Source organism: Frigidibacter oleivorans (assembly GCF_003993775.1).
In the GTDB taxonomy this organism is placed as follows: Bacteria; Pseudomonadota; Alphaproteobacteria; order Rhodobacterales; family Rhodobacteraceae; genus Frigidibacter; species Frigidibacter oleivorans.
In genome coordinates this window covers 54,698-70,925 of the sequence record NZ_RJRZ01000010.1, presented here as the reverse complement: position 1 = coordinate 70,925, position 16,228 = coordinate 54,698, and the positions used below count along the sequence as shown (strand labels likewise).

General features: G+C 71.0%; 13 protein-coding genes. 9 read left to right on the top strand and 4 right to left on the bottom strand.

The genetic code is table 11. The annotated features are described in order from the left end of the window. Positions 1-83: 83 nt before the first annotated feature. The gene (locus EEY80_RS13060; RefSeq protein ID WP_164738247.1) at positions 84-998 is read right to left on the bottom strand and encodes a lipid A-modifier LpxR family protein; all 915 of its coding nucleotides are present in this window, start codon (positions 996-998) and stop codon (positions 84-86) included. A 239-nt stretch (positions 999-1,237) separates the two neighbouring features. On the opposite strand from EEY80_RS13060, the gene EEY80_RS13055 reads away from it, so the two are divergent. The 5 genes from EEY80_RS13055 to EEY80_RS13035 all read left to right on the top strand — a co-directional run bounded on the left by EEY80_RS13055 (position 1,238) and on the right by EEY80_RS13035 (position 6,926). After that, positions 1,238-2,248: a cytochrome c oxidase subunit II gene (locus tag EEY80_RS13055; RefSeq protein ID WP_126977025.1), complete on the top strand. Its 1,011-nt coding sequence runs from the start codon at positions 1,238-1,240 to the stop codon at positions 2,246-2,248. Between the two features lie 104 nt (positions 2,249-2,352). Next, positions 2,353-4,857, top strand: a complete 2,505-nt coding sequence (gene ctaD / locus EEY80_RS13050; protein WP_235829843.1) for a cytochrome c oxidase subunit I — start codon at positions 2,353-2,355, stop codon at positions 4,855-4,857. Between the two features lie 10 nt (positions 4,858-4,867). Continuing rightward, entirely contained in the window at positions 4,868-5,260 is a 393-nt protein-coding gene (locus tag EEY80_RS13045) for a hypothetical protein (protein ID WP_126977021.1), read from the top strand. Then, positions 5,257-5,859 (top strand): cytochrome c oxidase assembly protein, encoded by a 603-nt coding sequence (locus EEY80_RS13040; protein ID WP_126977019.1) that lies wholly within the window; start codon positions 5,257-5,259, stop codon positions 5,857-5,859. The genes EEY80_RS13045 and EEY80_RS13040 overlap by 4 nt, the downstream gene beginning before the upstream one ends. Continuing rightward, positions 5,856-6,926 (top strand): c-type cytochrome, encoded by a 1,071-nt coding sequence (locus EEY80_RS13035; protein WP_126977017.1) that lies wholly within the window; start codon positions 5,856-5,858, stop codon positions 6,924-6,926. The genes EEY80_RS13040 and EEY80_RS13035 overlap by 4 nt, the downstream gene beginning before the upstream one ends. 16 nt (positions 6,927-6,942) lie before the next feature. Here EEY80_RS13035 and EEY80_RS13030 read toward each other — a convergent pair whose 3' ends face one another. Beyond that, positions 6,943-7,932: a DUF2125 domain-containing protein gene (locus tag EEY80_RS13030; RefSeq protein ID WP_164738246.1), complete on the bottom strand. Its 990-nt coding sequence runs from the start codon at positions 7,930-7,932 to the stop codon at positions 6,943-6,945. A gap of 87 nt (positions 7,933-8,019) precedes the next feature. Here EEY80_RS13030 and EEY80_RS13025 point away from each other — a divergent pair, with 87 nt between their 5' ends. The 4 genes from EEY80_RS13025 (at position 8,020) to EEY80_RS13010 (ending at position 12,750) form a co-directional block, all read left to right on the top strand. After that, positions 8,020-8,547 carry a gamma-glutamylcyclotransferase gene (locus EEY80_RS13025; RefSeq protein WP_126977174.1) on the top strand — a complete coding sequence of 176 codons (528 nt, stop codon included), beginning with the start codon at positions 8,020-8,022 and terminating at the stop codon, positions 8,545-8,547. A gap of 89 nt (positions 8,548-8,636) precedes the next feature. Continuing rightward, complete coding sequence (locus EEY80_RS13020; protein ID WP_407920733.1) at positions 8,637-9,947, top strand: biopolymer transporter ExbB; 1,311 nt, start codon at positions 8,637-8,639, stop codon at positions 9,945-9,947. 13 nt (positions 9,948-9,960) lie between these two features. Beyond that, positions 9,961-11,700 (top strand): peptidoglycan -binding protein, encoded by a 1,740-nt coding sequence (locus EEY80_RS13015; RefSeq protein ID WP_126977013.1) that lies wholly within the window; start codon positions 9,961-9,963, stop codon positions 11,698-11,700. Between the two features lie 84 nt (positions 11,701-11,784). After that, positions 11,785-12,750, top strand: a complete 966-nt coding sequence (locus EEY80_RS13010) for a bile acid:sodium symporter family protein (protein WP_126977011.1) — start codon at positions 11,785-11,787, stop codon at positions 12,748-12,750. Positions 12,751-12,843: 93 nt separating this feature from the next. Here EEY80_RS13010 and clpA read toward each other — a convergent pair whose 3' ends face one another. Further along, a complete protein-coding gene (gene clpA, locus EEY80_RS13005; protein ID WP_126977010.1) occupies positions 12,844-15,177 on the bottom strand; it encodes an ATP-dependent Clp protease ATP-binding subunit ClpA in 2,334 nt (777 codons plus the stop codon). A gap of 239 nt (positions 15,178-15,416) precedes the next feature. Beyond that, positions 15,417-16,181, bottom strand: a complete 765-nt coding sequence (gene gloB / locus EEY80_RS13000; RefSeq protein ID WP_235829837.1) for a hydroxyacylglutathione hydrolase — start codon at positions 16,179-16,181, stop codon at positions 15,417-15,419. Between the last annotated feature and the right edge of the window lie 47 nt (positions 16,182-16,228).

Genomic DNA, 16,228 nt, shown 5'->3' with positions numbered 1-16,228 from the left:
GCCGCTGCTCCCGCCGCTGTCTGTCCCGTGCCGCCGGTTGGTCCCGGTCTTGCTGCCGTCTGTCGTCTGCCGTCCCGTCCGTCCTAGAAATCCATCCGCACCCGCAGCGAGCCCAGCACCTGCCCCTCGGGCTGGCCCTCGAATTCCTCGCTCAGCCAGGTCGCGCCGTAGAAGACGCCGAAGGACTGGCTGCGCAGCTGCATCCCCGCCCGCAGGCGATAGCGCATGTCCTCGGCCTCGGGATCGGCGCCGTCCCCGTCGAGATAGGGGCTGTCGGCCACGAAGGCCGCGTCGCCGCCCAGAACGAAGCTGGCGCCGGGGCGCGACTGGCCGCCGACCGCGACATAGCGCTGGCCGGTGGCGGTCTCGCGCCCCCACAGCGCCCCCGTCTCGATCGCGCCGAAGCTCAGGTCCGCGCCGACGCGCAGGAAGGTCTCGTCCCCCGCCCGCCCTTCGACGAAGGGGCGCAGCTCGGCGCTGTCGCCCATCGCGAAGGCGCGCCCGATCTCGGCCGAAAGCGTGGGGATCAGCCGGTTGCCGATCTCGTCGTCGGCGACGCTGACCGAGGGCATGGATCCCTGTTCGTGCAGCCAGTCATGCACCGCCGACACCCGCGTCTTCGGCCCGACCGCCACGAGGTCGATCCCCGCCCGCATCTCGCCCGGCCCGAGCGTCGCATGGCTGTGCAGCCCGAAGGTCAGCACGCCCGCATAGCGCCGGTCGCCCGCGGGCGGGGTGGACAGTTCCGACGGCGCGATGATCTCGCCCCGCAGGCGGTATTCCAGCAGCGCGCCGAACCGGCCCGGGGCCTGACCTTCCCAGAAGGGGCCGCGGATCACGCTGATCTGGTAGCTGCCGGTGCGCCAGCGGTCGTCGCCATCGCCGATCCGGTCGTTGCTGAACATCCGCCCGATGCCGAGCAGGACCCGTTCCTCTGCCAATACCGGCGCGGCGAACACCATCAGGGCGCCCGCCAGCGCCACCAGGGAACGATTCATCCCGACCTCTTGCCCTTGCCTCTCGGGCGGCGTCTCCGGCCGCCTCGGTTCAACGGATATACTGGCCGGGGCGCGGGCGCTAGTGCGCAGCGGCCACAGGTGACGCATTCCGGTCACGGCGCGATTTTCCGGGAACCCGATCCCGCCGCGGCGGTTCGCAAGAAAAGGGCGCAGGCGCCGATGCGCGGTGGGCCGGGGCATCGCGCGCCCGTCCGCCACGATAAAACGGGGGATGCGGGATGCCGCAGGACGGGCCGCAGGCAGGGCCACGACGGGCCGCGCCATGGTGCAGGCTGCTTGGCGCGTTCCTTGCCGCGGCGCTGCTGTCGGCCTGCGACGGCCCGCAATCCGTCCTGGTTCCCGCAGGCGAGGATGCCAGCCAGATCGACCGGCTGTTCCGGGTGATGCTGGTCGGGGCCATCGTGCTGTGGCTGGGCATGAACGGCCTCTTCTACTTCATCACCCGGCGCTATACCGGCGCCATCTCGCGCCGCCGGGCCGAGGCGGTGATCCTCGGCGGCGGCGTGGCCCTGCCCGTGGTCGTCATCACCGCGCTGCTGGTCTGGGGCCTGTCGATCATGCCCGACCAGCGCGCCCCGGGCGACGGGCTGCGGGTGCGGATCGTGGGCGAACAGTTCTGGTGGCGGGTCGAATACTGGCCCGAGGGCGCCGAGGCGCCGGTCGTGTCCGCCAACGAGCTGCGGCTGCCGGTGGGCCAGCGCAGCGAGATCCTGCTCGACAGCGCCGACGTGATCCATGCCTTCTGGATTCCGGCGCTCGGCGGCAAGATGGACATGATCCCCGGCCGCACCAACCGCATGACGCTCGCCCCGACCGAGGCGGGCACCTTCCGCGGCGCCTGCACTGAATTCTGCGGCCTGTCGCATGCGCTGATGGCGCTGAACGCCGTGACGCTGGAGGAGCCGGACTTCGACGCTTGGCTGGCCGCCGAGGCCGGCCCCGCCCGCGCGGCCGAAGGTCCGGGGCGCGACCTGTTCTTCCGCGAGGGTTGCGGCGCCTGCCATGCGCTGCGCGGCACGCCGGCGCAGGGGGCCGTGGGACCGGACCTGACCCATCTGGGCAGCCGCACCAGCCTCGCCTCGGGCATCCTGCCGATGACGGCCGAGGCACTGGCCGGCTGGATCCGCGACCCGCAGGCGGCCAAGCCCGGGGCCGAGATGCCGGCCTACGATCACCTGACCGAGGACGAGCTCGCGACGCTCGCCGCATGGCTGGAGGGCCTCGAATGACCGCCGACGCGACAGGCGAAGCGACGGGCGACGCCACCCGGGGCCACGGCCGCTTCGGCACCGATGCGCCGCCGCCCCAGGGGCCGTTCCCGCCGACCGAAGCGATGCTGTCCGAACCCGTGCCCGGGGATGTTGCCCGCGCGCAGGAGGATCGCCTGCGCCGGGTCTGGAAGACGCCGGAGGGCTGGCGCTATTTCTCTGACGTGAACAACACCAGCGTCGGGCGCTGGTATTGCCTGACTGCCTTTTTCTTCATGCTCTGCGCAGGCGTGCTGGCGCTGCTGATGCGGCTGCAGCTGGCGGTGCCGGGCAACGACCTGTTGTCGGCGGACCGGTTCAACCAGTTCTTCACGCTGCACGGGTCGGCGATGATGTTCCTCTTCGCGGTGCCGATCTTCGAGGCGGTGTCGATCCTGATCCTGCCGGCGCTGCTGGGGGCGCGCGACCTGCCGTTTCCGCGGCTGTCGGCCTATGGCTACTGGTGCTTCCTGATCGGCGGCATCTTCGTCATGGGTTCGGTGCTGTTCGACGTGGCGCCCCGGTCCGGCTGGTTCATGTACCCGCCCCTTGCCACCGAGGACGAGGGCATCGGCTCGGACATCTGGCTGCTGGGGCTGTCCTTCATCGAGGTGGCCTCGATCGCCGCGGCGGTGGAACTGATCGTCGGCGTGCTGAAATGCCGGCCGCCGGGGATGCGGGTCAACCTGATGCCGCTCTACGCCTGGTATGTGCTGGTGGTGGGGGGCATGATCCTCTTCGCCTTCCCGCCGCTGATCGCGGGCGACCTGCTGTTCGAACTGGAACGCAGCCTCGACTGGCCGTTCTTCGACGCCGCGCGGGGCGGCGACCCGGTGCTGTGGCAGCACCTGTTCTGGATCTTCGGCCACCCCGAGGTCTATATCGTCTTCCTGCCCTCGATCGCGCTGGCGGCGATGATCGTGCCCACCGCCGCCCGCCGGCCGATCCTCGGCTATTCCTGGATCGTGCTGTCCGCGGTGGGGACGGGCTTCCTCAGCTTCGGGCTGTGGGTGCATCACATGTTCACCACGGGGCTGCCGACGCTGTCGCTGGGCTTCTTCTCGGCCGCGTCCGAGGCGGTGGTGATCCCGACGGGGGTGCAGCTTTTCGCCTTCGTGGCCACGCTGATGGCGGGCCGGGTGAAGATGAGCCTGCCGATGCTGTGGATCGCGGGGGCGCTGGCGATCTTTACCGCGGGCGGGCTGACCGGGGTGATGGTCGCCATCGCGCCCTTCGACTGGCAGGTGCACGACACCTATTTCATCGTCGCCCATCTGCACTACACGCTGTTCGGCGGCATGGTGTTTCCGGTGATCGGCGGGGTCTATTACTTCTTCCCGGTCATCACCGGCAAGGAACTGTCGAACCGGCTGGGACGCTGGGCCTTCTGGCTGATCTTCGCGGGCTTCAACCTGGCCTTCCTGCCGATGCACCTGACCGGACTGAAGGGCATGCCGCGCCGGGTCTTCACCTATCCGGGCGATCTGGGGCTGAACTGGCTCAACCTGGTCTCGACCGTCGCCTCCTTCGTCATCGCGGCGGGCTTCGCGGTGTTCCTGTGGGACCTGCTGCGCCCGAAGGGCAGCCGCCGCACCCCGCGCAACCCCTATGACGCGGGCACGCTGGAATGGAGCCAGAGCCCCGAGGGCGAGACCTGGGGCGTGCGGTCGATCCCCTATATCCACACCCGCTATCCGCTGTGGCAGCAGGAGCGCATCCTCGAACGGATGGATGCGGGCCGCTACTACCTGCCCGATGCCGAGGCAGGGCAGCGCGAGACGATCATCACCTCGGTCATCGACGCGCGGCCCTTGCAGGTGCTGCGGCTGTCGGGGCCCACCTGGGTGACGATGCTGGCCGCGCTGTTCACCGGCGGCACCTTCATCCTGCCGACCTTCAAGATGTATGCGCCCGCGCTGATCTGCGGCGTGCTGGCCGCGATGACGGTCCTCTACTGGCTGTGGACCGCGACCGCCCGCATCCCGGAACGCGAGACGGTGGATGCCGGGCTGGGGCTGAAGCTGCCCGTCTATGTCTCGGGTTCGGGCTCCGTCGGCTGGTGGGCGATGTGGATCACCATGCTGGGGGATTCCACCGCCTTCGCCAGCCTCGTCTTCGGGGTGTTCTTCTACTGGACAGCGCGCAGCGACTATCCGCCGCCGGGATCGGATCATGCCGACCCGTGGCTGGCGGGCGCGGCGCTGGCGGCGGCGCTGCTGTCCTGGGGGCTGACGCTGGTGGCGCGGGGGCTGAACCGGCGCAGGCGGCGGGGGGCGCGGCTGGCGCTGGCCGCCGCGCTGCCGGCGACGATGGCGGCGGGCGCGGCGCTGTTCTACGCGCTGCGGCTGCCGGGGCTGGACCCGGTGACCCATGTCTATCCGGCCTCGATGTGGGTGCTGGTGGTCTGGGCCGGTGCGCATCTGGGGCTGGGGCTGGTGATGCAGGGCTATTGCCTGGCCGGGCTGACCTTCGGCCGGATCACCCCGCGCCACGATGCGCCGATGTGGAACGTGTCGCTCTACTGGCACTTCCTGGCGCTGACGATGCTGGTGACGGTGGCCACGCTCGCCGTCGTGCCCCGGGTGATGTGAGGAGGCCGCGATGATCGACGATCCCACCCTGGAACAGGAACAGGAATTCGCCGAGGAAGAGGCGAGCCTGATCAAGCTGACCTTCGGCCCGCTGATCTGGGCGGCGCATTTCGTGCTGTCCTACGGCGCCGCCGCCGTCGTCTGCGCCAAGTTTCCCGCCGCGATCGCGCCGCTGCGATGGGCCATCGCCGGCGTCACCCTGCCGGCGCTGGCCGGCATCCTGTGGCTGGCCTGGCTGGCCTGGCGGCAGTGGGACTTCTTCGACCGGGACGAGTCGCATGACCGCAGCGGCGAGCGCCGGCACGAGTTTCTGGGACAGGCGGCCTTCCTGCTGACGGTGCCGTCCTTCATCGGCACGGTCTATACCGCGCTGCCCGCGCTGTTCGCCGGGACCTGCCGATGACGGGCGCGCGGACAGCATCCCCGCGCCGGGCGGCGGCGGGCGGGGTCGCGGCGCTGGCCCTGGCCGCGGCCTGGGCTGTGCCGTGGGAGGCGCTGATCGACGCCTTCCCCGCGCATATGGCCCGGCACATGATCCTCGTGGCGCTGGCGGCGCCGGCGCTGGTGCTGGCGGCGCCGGGCCTGTTCCGGGCGATGGCGGTGCCGGTCCTGGCCGGGGCGATTACCGAATTCCTGATCGTCTGGGGCTGGCACCTGCCGCAGCTGCATGCCGCCGCGCGCGGCGCGGTGGCGCCCTTCCTGCTGGAACAGGCGCTGTTCTTGGCGGGCGGGCTTCTGGTCTGGGCCGGGGCGCTGACCGCGCCGCCGCTGGCGGGGGCGGGGGCCCTGCTGCTGACCTCGATGCACATGACGCTGCTCGGCGCGCTCCTGGTGCTGGCGGGGGCGGATGTCTATGCGCAATGGTGCGGCACCCCGCCCGACCTGCCGGCGCAGCAGGTGGGCGGCATGATGATGCTGGGGATCGCCACGCCTGCCTATCTGCTGGGCGGGCTGGTGCTGGCGGCGCGGGCGCTGCGCGACCCGGCGGAGGAGGTGGCATGACCCGTCTTCTGCGCACCCTCGTTGCCATCGCGGTGCTGGCGGGCCTTGTCGGCGCGGCGGTGGTGTTCTTCGGGCTCTACAATACCTCGGCCCGGTCGGGGCACTGGCAGGCCACAAACTGGGTGCTGCACACCACCTTCCGCAACTCGGTCCGGCTGCGCGCGCCCAAGGCGGCGGATGCGCCGCCCCTGACCGGGGACATGGCGGAACTGGGCGCGCGGCATTACGACACCGCCTGCCGCATGTGCCACGCCGCCCCCGGTGCCGAGGCCAGCGCGACCATCGAACGGATGGTGCCCGTCCCGCCGCCGGTCGCCCGCGCGGTCGCGCATTGGGAGCCGCCGCAGCTGCACTGGATCGTCCACGAGGGCGTGAAGATGAGCGGCATGCCCGGCTGGCCCGCCGAGCGCGCGGACGAGGTCTGGGCGGTGGTGGCCTTCCTCGACCGGGTGCCGGGGATGACCGAGGCCGACTACGCGGCGCTGACCGCCCGGCCCGGTCCGCCGCCCGAGACCGCCGAAGAGGCGGCCTTCGCCTATTGCGCCAGCTGCCACGGCACCGAGGGCCGGCCTGGCAACGCGGCGATCCCCCGGCTCGACATCCTCGGCGCCGACTATCTGGCGCGGGCGGTGGAGGACTATCGCTCCGGCCGGCGGCCGAGCGGGATCATGCAGCAGGCGCTGTCGGTCGTGCCGGAGGAGGTGCTGCCCGCGGTACTGGCGCGCTTTGCCGCGGTGCCGCCCGTGGGGGCGGCGGCGGAACCCGGCCCGGGCGCGGACCGTGGCGCGGCGCTGGCCCGGGCCGAGACGGGCAACCCCGAGGTGCCCGCCTGCGTCGCCTGCCACGGGCCGGTGCCCGAAGGCCTGCCCGCGCCGCCGCCGGGCGTGCCCCGGATTGCGGGCCAGTCGCCGGACTATCTGGAAAGCCAGCTGCGGCTGTGGCGCGACGGCTGGCGGGGCGGCGGGCCGCGCGCGGGCCTGATGCGTCAGGCGGCGCAGGGGCTGAACGACGACCAGATCGCCGATCTCGCCGACTGGTTCGCGAGCCTCGACCCGGCTCCGCGCTGAGCCCGGCGCGCCGGCCCTAGCGCAGCCGCGGCGCCCGGCCGAGCGGCAGCGGCCCCAGCGTCGCCCATCCGCCGGCAAAGATAAGCGGCACCCGGAGGGTGTCGTCGGGTCCGCCCGCCGCATTGGCCAGCGCCGTCAGCGCCGCGCCATAGGTGGGCGCCAGTTCCGCCCGCACCAGACCCGCGGCCACGGCAAGGCCCAGCACCTCGCGCCAGCGCGCGGCCTCGAGGTCGATCTGCCCGGTCAGCCGGCCGTCGCGGTCGATGCCGAGCCGGCCCGAGGCGGTCAGGGACAGCGCCCCCCACCGCAGCGACAGGTCGCGGATGTCGAGGCTTTCAGGCCGCGGCGGCCGCGCCAGCGCCTGCCGGTCCAGCGGCGCGTCCAGTCCCAGCGTCGCGTCGAGGCGCAGCCAGTCGATGCTGTCGGGCAGGGCGCCGCCGGGATCGGCCACCGCCCGGCTGCCGGTCGCCGGCACGATGTCCAGCGCCTCCAGACCCAGCCGCAGGGTCTGCCGCGCCGCATCCTCGGCCCCGACCGCAAGCCGGATCTGCCGGGCGGCGAAGCCCTGCCCGCCGGCCGCGGCCAGTTCCGGCGCCTCGATCACCACGGTCGCCCGGTCCAGCGCCAGATCGTCGGTCGGCGCCACCACCGCCGAGCCGCGCATGTCTTCTACCGTCAGGTCCATCGGCCGGCCCGCGACCGTCAGCCGCTGCGCATCGGGCCAGACCGCGATCAGGTGATGCGGCCGCCAGGACAGGGCGAAGACCTGCAGGAAATCCGCCTGCCAGTCGAAGGGCGGCTGGCGCAGCCGGAACGGCTCGACCGTCAGGTCGAAGCGCGAGGGGAAACCCGCGATGCCGACCTCGGCCGGATCGGTTATCCCCCGCGCCTCGGCCGCGGCCAGCGCGGTTTCGGCCCCGCGCAGCGCCGCGCGCGAGCCGACATACCAGTAGCCGGCGTAAAGCCCGGCCAGAAGGACGGTCAGCCAGATCAGGGCGCGCATCATGGTCAATCCTCGCATCGGGTGCTAGTCGAGGGTCTTAGGCTGCAGCGAGGGGTTAGGCCAGTGCAGGGCGCGGATGGCGACGACGGGATGTGGGTCTTCGGCTACGGTTCGCTGATCTGGAACCCCGGCTTTCCGGTGGCCGAAACCGTGGCCGCGCGGCTGGACGGCTGGCACCGCAGCTTCTGCATGCGGTCGATCCATCACCGCGGCACGGCCGAGGCGCCGGGGCTGGTGCTGGCGCTGGACCGGGCGCCGGGGGCCATGTGCCGCGGCGTCGCCCTGCGCGTCGCGCCGGGGGCCGAGGTGCAGACGCTGGCCGAATTGCGCGAACGCGAACTGGTGAGTTCCGCCTATCTGGAACGGACGCTGCCGCTGGCACTGGACGACGGGCGGCAGGTCGAGGCGCTGTGCTATGTCATCGACCGCGACCATGTGCAGTATTGCGGCGGGCTGGCGCTGGAGGATCAGGCGGCGATCATCGCCCGGGCGGCGGGCGGGCGCGGGCCGAATGCCGACTACCTGTGGAACACCGCGGCGCATCTGGCGCAGATGGGCCTGCCCGATCCCGATCTCGACTGGCTGGCGGACCGGGTCCGGGCGCTTTCGCAACGGTGATGCGGCATCCGGTGCGGCGGCGCCTTTGCGGGTTGGCAGGTCATGCCGCGCTGCAATAGTGTCGCAACCGAACGGAATGCGAGGTCACCATGCCCGAACCCCAACATGACCGCATGGCCTCGGGGTCGGGCCTCAAGGACCGCATCCTGAAGGAGCCGACCCCCTATTTCTCGCAGCCGGTGCGGCAGGCCGTGCTGATGCTGATCGTGACGCTGCTGGTGGGGGCGGGGGCCTATCTCGCCTATGGCTCCATCGTCTCGATCTTCTTTTCCAACCCCTGGCTGAACGGGGTCATCATCGGGGTGTTTCTGCTGGGCGTCGTCACCTGCTTCTGGCAGGTGGCGGTGCTGGCGCAGTCGGTCAGCTGGATCGAGGGCTTCGCCGCCGGGCGGCCGGGGCACGAGGCGACGGTGCCGCCGCGGCTGCTGGCGCCGCTCGCCGCGTTGCTGCGCGCCCGCGGATCGCGCGGCCAGATCACCACCTCGTCGGCGCGCTCGATGCTGGAATCGGTCGAGGACCGGATCGAGGAAGGCCGCGACATCACCCGCTATCTGTCGAACCTGCTGATCTTCCTCGGCCTGCTCGGCACCTTCTACGGCCTGGCGACCACGGTGCCCGCGGTCGTCGACACGATCCGCGCGCTGGCCCCCGCGCCGGGCGAGGATGCGATGTCGGTCTTCGACCGGCTGATGAGCGGGCTGGAAGCCCAGCTCGGCGGCATGGGCACGGCCTTCTCGTCGTCGCTGCTGGGTCTGGCCGGGTCGCTGGTCGTGGGGCTGCTGGAACTGTTCGCCAGCCACGGCCAGAACCGCTTTTACCGCGAGCTGGAGGAATGGCTGTCCTCGATCACCCGGCTCAGCTTTGCCGGGGCCGAGGGCGAGGGTGGCGATCATGGCGTGCTGACCGCCGCCGTCGGGCATCTGGCCGAACAGATGGAGATGCTGCAGGGCCTGATCGCGCAGGGCGAGACGGGGCGGCTCGCGCTGGACGAGCGGCTGGAGCGGCTGGCGGGCGCGATGGAGCGGATCGGCGCGCGGGTCGAGGCGGGCGCGGCCCTGGATGAGCGGCTGGAAGAGGTGATGACCCGTCTTGCCGAGGGGCAGGACCGCATCGCGGGCGGGCAGGCGGCGATGGCCGAGGGGCAGGCCGCCACCGTCGAGGGGCTGACGATCATCGCGGGCTATCTGCGCCCGCGCGCCGAGGGCCAGATGGATACCGCGATGCCCGATGCCGAAAGCCGGATGCGCCTGCGGTCGATCGACGTGCAGCTGCTGCGCCTGCTGGAAGAGGTGGCCGCCGGCCGGCAGGAGGCGGTGGCCGAACTGCGCCACGACCTCGCCGCCCTGACCCGCGCGGTGCGCGGGCTGGCCGATCCGGCGCAGGTCGCCGGGCGGCGCTGAGGAGGAGCGGTCGATGGCCCTGTCGCGGCGCGGACGGAACCAGCATTCCAACATCTGGCCCGGCTTCGTCGATGCGGTGACGACGCTGCTGATGGTGCTGATGTTCATCGTCACCATCTTTACGGTGGTGCAATCGGTGCTGCGCGACCAGATCAGCAACCAGAACAGCGAACTGGACGAGCTGTCGGCGCAGGTCTCGGGCCTTGCCGACGCGTTGGGGCTGGAACGGGCGCGGGCGGAACAGCTGCAATCCGGGCTCGACGCGGCGACGGCCGAGGCGGAACGGCAATCGACGCTGATCGCCTCGCTGACCGGGCAGCTGGCCGACCGGACCGCGGCGCTGACCGCGGCGGAGGGCCGGATCACCGATTTCGAGGCGCAGGTGGCGGCTATGATCGCGGACCGCGACCGCGCGCAGGGCGAGATCGCGGCGCTGAACAGCCGGATCGAGGCGGCGGAAGGCGAGGTCGCGGCGCTGTCCGACGAACGCGACCGGCTGGATGCGGCGCTGGCCTCGGCCCGCAACGAGGTGGACGCGCAGACCGAGGCCGCGCGTCTGGCCGCCGCCCGGCGCGAGGCGCTGGAGGCGCTGGTGGCCGACCTGCGCGCCCGGGGCGCGGAGTCGGCGGCGGCGCTGAGCACCGCGCAGGCCGATCTGGCCGCGGCGCAGGCGCAGCTGTCCGAGGAAGAGGCGGCCCGGCTGGCCGAGGCGGCGGCGGCGCAGGCGCTGCGCGAACGGCTGAAGGGTGCCCAGGACGAGCTGACGGCGATGACGCTGGCGCTGGAACAGCGCCGGCAGGAGGCCGAGGACACGCTGACGCTGCTCGCCGCCGCCGAGGCCGCGCGCGACGATCTGGACGCGCGGCTGGCCGCGGCGCTGGCCGCGTCCGACCCCGAAAGCCGCGCCGCGCTGGAAGAGGATCTGGCCGCCGCGCTGGCGGCGCGCGCCGCCGCCGAGGCCGAGGCCGGGCGCCAGATGACCGAGGCGGAGCGGCAGGCGGCGCTGCTGGCGACGGCGCAGGCGCGGCTGGCCGAGGAAGAGGCGGCCTCGGCCGACTCCGCCCGCAAGCTGGCGCTGCTGAACGAACAGGTGGCGGCGCTGCGCGGGCAGTTGCAGGCGCTGCAATCCATGCTCGACGCCTCGGCCGCCGAGGATGCCGAGGCGCAGGTGCAGATCGAGTCGCTGGGCAGCCAGCTGAATTCGGCGCTGGCGCAGGTCGCGGCGGAACAGAAGCGGCGGGCGGAACTGGAAGAGGCCGAACGCCGGCGGCTGGAGGACGAGGCGAAGGAGCTGGAACGCTACCGGTCCGAATTCTTCGGCCGGCTGTCGCAGCTGCTGGAGGGGCGCGAGGGCGTCCGCGTCGTGGGCGACCGCTTCGTGTTCTCGTCCGAGGTGCTGTTCCAGCCGGGCTCGGCCGATCTGGCCCCCGAGGGCCGGTCGCAGATCGCGGGTGTGGTCGACATCCTGAACGAGATCGCCGGGGAAATCCCGCCCGAGATCGACTGGATCATCCGGGTGGACGGCCATACCGACGACGTGCCCCTGTCGGGCAACGGCCAGTTCGCCGACAACTGGGAACTGAGCCAGGGGCGGGCGCTGTCGGTCGTGCGCTTCATGATCGACGACCTGGGCTTCCCGCCGCAGCGGCTGGCCGCGACGGGCTTCGGCGAATGGCGCCCGGTGGTCAGCGGCAACAGCCCCGAGGCCCGGGCCGCGAACCGGCGGATCGAGCTGAAGCTGACGGAGCGCTAGTCCGCAGGGCCTTTGCGGGTTGCGGGGGTGGCGGGACCGGTCTACCCCCGGCACCGCAATCTTTCGTCCTTCCGGAGGCATCCCATGAAATTCCTGACCGGGCTCGCGGGCTTCGTCGGCAAGACCTTTGCCCTGTGGGTCATCCTCTTCGCCGTCCTCGGCTATGTCGCGCCCGAGCTGTTCCGGCAGCTTGTGCCGTGGATCGTGCCGCTGCTCGGGATCATCATGTTCGGGATGGGGCTGACCATTTCGGCCGGCGACTTCCGCGAGGTGGCACGCCGGCCGCTGGTGGTGGGCATCGGGCTGCTGGCGCAGTTCCTGGTCATGCCGCTGGTGGCGGTGCTGCTGACGCTGCTGATCCCGATGCCGCCCGAGGTCGCGGCGGGGGTGATCCTCGTCGGCTGCTGCCCGGGGGGCACCTCGTCCAATGTGATGACCTATCTCGCGCGCGGCGATCTGGCGCTGTCCGTCGCCTGCACCAGCGTCTCGACCCTGCTGGCGCCGGTGGTCACGCCCTTCCTCGTCTGGCTGCTGGCCAGCCAGTATCTGCCGGTCGATGCCATGGCGATGCTGATGTCGATCCTGAAGATGGTGATCCTGCCGCTGGCGCTCGGCTTTGCGGCGCAGCGGCTGCTGCCGCGGCTGGTGGCGCGGGCGGTGCCGGTGCTGCCGCTGGTCAGCGTCGCGGGCATCGTGCTGATCGTCGCCGCCGTGGTCGGCGCCTCGCAGCAGCGGCTGGCCGAGACCGGCGCGCTGATCTTCCTTGTCGTGGTGCTGCACAACCTTGCCGGCTATGCCATCGGCTTCGGGGTGGCGCGGGCCTGCGGGCTGGGGCTGGCGCAGCGCAAGGCCATAGCGATCGAGGTGGGGATGCAGAATTCGGGGCTGGGGGCGGCGCTGGCCACTGCCTATTTCTCGCCCCTCGCGGCGGTGCCCTCGGCGATCTTCTCGGTCTGGCACAACATCTCGGGCGCCATCGTCGCCAATGCGATGGCGCGGATGGGCGGGCCTGCGGGCGCCGAAGAACCGGCGCCGGTGACATCGGCCTGACGGGCCGCAGCCCGGACAAAAGGAAACCCCGCCCGGATCGGCTCCGGGCGGGGTTCTTCGTTCAGGGATGCTGCCGGAGACGGAGCGGAGCCGTCAATCCGCCGTCAGCAGCGGCGGCTTCTGGCCGGTCAGGCGCGGCTTCGACGGTTCCTCGACATCCAGCGCGATTGCCCCGTCCTTGACGCCGACCCGGACGACGCCGCCCTTGACCAGCTTGCCGAACAGCAGTTCCTCGGCCAGCGGCTTCTTGATGTGCTCCTGGATCACCCGGCCCAGCGGACGGGCGCCCATCTTGTCGTCATAGCCCTTTTCGGCCAGCCAGTTCGCGGCCTCGGGGGTCAGCTCGATATGCACGTTGCGGTCGATCAGCTGCGCTTCCAGCTGCAGCACGAACTTGTCGACCACCTGCAGGATCACCTCGCGGCCGAGCGGGGCGAAGCTGATGACCGCGTCCAGACGGTTGCGGAACTCGGGCGTGAAGGTCCGCTCGATGGCGGCGGTATCCTCGCCCTCGCGCCGGTCGCGGCCGAAGCCGATCGCGGCCTTGGCCATGTCGGAGGCGCCCGCGTTCGAGGTCATGATCAGGATCACGTTGCGGAAGTCCACCTGCCGGCCGTTATGGTCGGTGAGCTTCCCGTGGTCCATCACCTGCAGCAGGATGTTATAGACATCCGGATGCGCCTTCTCGATCTCGTCCAGCAGCAGCACGCAATGCGGATGCTGGTCGACGCCATCGGTCAGCATCCCGCCCTGGTCGAAGCCGACATAGCCGGGGGGCGCGCCGATCAGGCGGCTGACCGCATGCTTTTCCATGTATTCCGACATGTCGAAGCGCAGCAGTTCCACCCCCAGCGTGTTGGCCAGCTGGTTCGCGACCTCGGTCTTGCCGACGCCGGTGGGGCCGGCGAACAGATAGTTGCCGATGGGCTTTTCCGGCTCGCGCAGGCCGGCGCGGGCCAGCTTGATCGCCGAGGACAGGGACTCGATGGCGCGGTCCTGGCCGAAGACGACGCGCTTGAGCGATTTTTCCAGATCGCGCAGCACCTCGGCATCGTCCTTGGAGACGTTCTTCGGCGGGATGCGGGCGATCTTGGCCACCACCGCCTCGATCTCCTTCGTGCCCAGCGTCTTGCGCCGCTTGCCCTCGCTGACCAGATGCTGCGCCGCGCCGGCCTCGTCGATCACGTCGATGGCGCTGTCGGGCAGCTTGCGGTCATGGATGTAGCGCGCAGCCAGTTCCACCGCCGACTTGATCGCGTCGGAGGTATAGCGCAGGTCGTGATGCGCCTCGAAATGCGGCTTGAGGCCCATCAGGATTTTGATCGCGTCGGGGACAGAGGGTTCGTTCACGTCGATCTTCTGGAACCGGCGGCTGAGGGCGCGGTCCTTCTCAAAATGCTGGCGGAACTCCTTGTAGGTGGTGGAGCCCATGCAGCGCAGCTTGCCACCCTGCAGCGCGGGCTTCAGCAGGTTCGAGGCGTCCATCGCCCCGCCCGAGGTCGCGCCGGCGCCGATGACGGTGTGGATCTCGTCGATGAAGAGGATCGCGTCGGGGTGATCCTCCAGCTCCTTCACCACGGCCTTCAGCCGTTCCTCGAAATCGCCGCGATAGCGGGTGCCGGCCAGCAGCGCGCCCATGTCGAGCGAGAAGATGGTGGCGCCGGCCAGGATGTCGGGCGTCTGGCCGCGGGTGATCTTCAGCGCGAGGCCTTCCGCGATGGCGGTCTTGCCGACGCCGGGGTCGCCCACCAGCAGCGGGTTGTTCTTGCGGCGGCGGCACAGCACCTGGATGCAGCGCTCGACCTCGGAATCGCGGCCGATCAGCGGATCGACATCGCCCTTGCGGGACTTGGCATTCAGGTCGACGCAATACTTGGCCAGGGCAGACTCCTTGTTCTCGCCCGGGTTCGGGGCGCTGGATCCCGATGCCTGTTCCGCCTCGTCCTCGGTCGCGCCCGTTACCGGACGGCTTTCGCCGAAGGAGGGGTTCTTCGCCACGCCATGCGCGATGAAGTTCACCGCGTCATAGCGGGTCATGTCCTGTTCCTGCAGGAAATAGGCCGCGTTCGATTCCCGCTCGGCGAAGATCGCGACCAGCACATTGGCGCCCGTCACCTCGGTCCGCCCCGAGGATTGCACATGGATGGCCGCGCGCTGGATCACGCGCTGGAAGGCCGCGGTCGGCACCGCCTCGGACCCGTCGACATCGGTGACCAGCGTGGACAGGTCGTCGTCGATGAACTCGACCAGCGTGCGGCGCAATTCGTCCAGATCGACGTTGCAGGCCCGCATCACCTTGGCGGCGTCGGGTTCGTCGATCAGCGACAGCAGAAGGTGTTCGAGGGTTGCAAGCTCGTGCCGCCGGGCGTTCGCAAGCGCGAGCGCGGCGTGAATGGCCTGTTCGAGAGTGTTCGAGAACGACGGCACCTGCGTGCTCCTTTCCTCAGCGTCGGAGAGCCCGTCCCTTCCCGCCCCTTGGCCGGCGCGGTGGTGGTGCGGGGCCGGTCACTCCGACCGTGGCCTCATGATCTTAAAGTTCGGTGGAAACCGCCGCGCTTCAAGTGCTTTCTCGCCGATTTGGTCGGTCCTGTCGGGACCGACGCAAAATGTGAACGACTGGGGCGCCCGCCCGGGTCCGCCGCAGACGGCGACCGGCCAGAAAACCGTCAGAAGCGGTCCTTCCTCGCCCGGATCGCGCCGAAAACCTCGGCATCCGCTGCATCGGCCATGGCCAGCGCGGATTTCACTTGGCGCAGGTCCGCCCGCAGGAAGGGATTGGTCTCCAGCTCGTCGCCCAGCATCGACGGGACGGTGGGCCGGCCTTCGGCGCGCGCCGCCCCGATCGCGGCGACCCGGGATATAAGCGCCGGATTTTCCGGTTCAATGGTCAGCGCGAAGCGGGCGTTCGACTGGGTGTATTCGTGGCCGGAACAGATCTGCGTCTCGGGCGGCAGCGCCCGCAGCCGGCAGAGGCTGTCCCACATCATCGGGCCGGTGCCTTCGAACAGCCGCCCGCAGCCAAGCGCCATCAGGCTGTCGCCGGTGAAGGCCAGCGCCGGGCCGGGCAGGTGATAGGCGACATGCCCGACGGTATGGCCGGAAACGTCGATCACCCGCGCCTCGGTCCCGCACAGGGTGAAGCGCTCGCCCGGCGTCACGGCGCGGTCGAGCGGCGGCAGCCGGTGGGCATCGGCGGCGGCGCCGGTGACGCGGGCGCCGGTGGCCGCAACCAGTTCCGGCACGCCCTGGATATGGTCGTCGTGGTGATGGGTCAGCAGGATGTCGGTCAGCCGCCAGCCCCGTTCCCGCAGCGCGGCAAGCACCGGCGCCGCGTCGGGCACATCGACGCAGGCGGTCTCGCCCGAGGCGGGGTCGTGCAGCAGGAAGACGTAGTTGTCCGTCAGGCAGGGGATGGTCTGCAGCTCATGCATGGCGTTCCGCTCCGATCCGGCTAGACTGGGGGCCGACAATGCCCAAG

Coding starts and splice junctions, on each gene's coding strand:
- EEY80_RS13060 (WP_164738247.1), bottom strand. CDS start 998: ATGAATCGTTCCCTGGTGGCGCTGGCGGGCGCCCTGATGGTGTTCGCC.
- EEY80_RS13055 (WP_126977025.1), top strand. CDS start 1,238: ATGCCGCAGGACGGGCCGCAGGCAGGGCCACGACGGGCCGCGCCATGG.
- ctaD (WP_235829843.1), top strand. CDS start 2,353: ATGCTGTCCGAACCCGTGCCCGGGGATGTTGCCCGCGCGCAGGAGGAT.
- EEY80_RS13045 (WP_126977021.1), top strand. CDS start 4,868: ATGATCGACGATCCCACCCTGGAACAGGAACAGGAATTCGCCGAGGAA.
- EEY80_RS13040 (WP_126977019.1), top strand. CDS start 5,257: ATGACGGGCGCGCGGACAGCATCCCCGCGCCGGGCGGCGGCGGGCGGG.
- EEY80_RS13035 (WP_126977017.1), top strand. CDS start 5,856: ATGACCCGTCTTCTGCGCACCCTCGTTGCCATCGCGGTGCTGGCGGGC.
- EEY80_RS13030 (WP_164738246.1), bottom strand. CDS start 7,932: ATGATGCGCGCCCTGATCTGGCTGACCGTCCTTCTGGCCGGGCTTTAC.
- EEY80_RS13025 (WP_126977174.1), top strand. CDS start 8,020: ATGTGGGTCTTCGGCTACGGTTCGCTGATCTGGAACCCCGGCTTTCCG.
- EEY80_RS13020 (WP_407920733.1), top strand. CDS start 8,637: ATGCCCGAACCCCAACATGACCGCATGGCCTCGGGGTCGGGCCTCAAG.
- EEY80_RS13015 (WP_126977013.1), top strand. CDS start 9,961: ATGGCCCTGTCGCGGCGCGGACGGAACCAGCATTCCAACATCTGGCCC.
- EEY80_RS13010 (WP_126977011.1), top strand. CDS start 11,785: ATGAAATTCCTGACCGGGCTCGCGGGCTTCGTCGGCAAGACCTTTGCC.
- gloB (WP_235829837.1), bottom strand. CDS start 16,181: ATGCATGAGCTGCAGACCATCCCCTGCCTGACGGACAACTACGTCTTC.